At 63.1% G+C, this 252-nt stretch carries 1 pseudogene; it reads left to right on the forward strand.

What is annotated here, in order from left to right:
- Window positions 1–90: 90 nt before the first annotated feature.
- Window positions 91–252 (forward strand): annotated as a pseudogene (locus IH50_RS43420) (RNA-directed DNA polymerase); the annotation flags it as partial.

A 252-nucleotide genomic window follows, 5' to 3' on the forward strand; every position in this document is an offset into this window, starting at 1 on the left:
TAACGACCGGCCAGGGAGGACGGGAAAGCCGTCCGCATCGGGCGAAGGGGGCCAGGTGATTCGGACACTTGAACCCGGGAGGTATGCGGAATGCAGAACACCAAAACGGTGCTGGGTGTCCTGCGTGAACGCGGCAGGCGTGGCCTGCCGTGTGACGAACTGTATCGGCAACTGTTCAACCCGCAGTTGTATCTACTGGCCTACGGGCGCATCTACGCCAACCATGGCGCGATGACGCCCGGGGTCACGGCA

The organism is Streptomyces sp. NRRL S-37 (assembly GCF_000721605.1).
Lineage (GTDB): Bacteria > Actinomycetota > Actinomycetes > Streptomycetales > Streptomycetaceae > Streptomyces.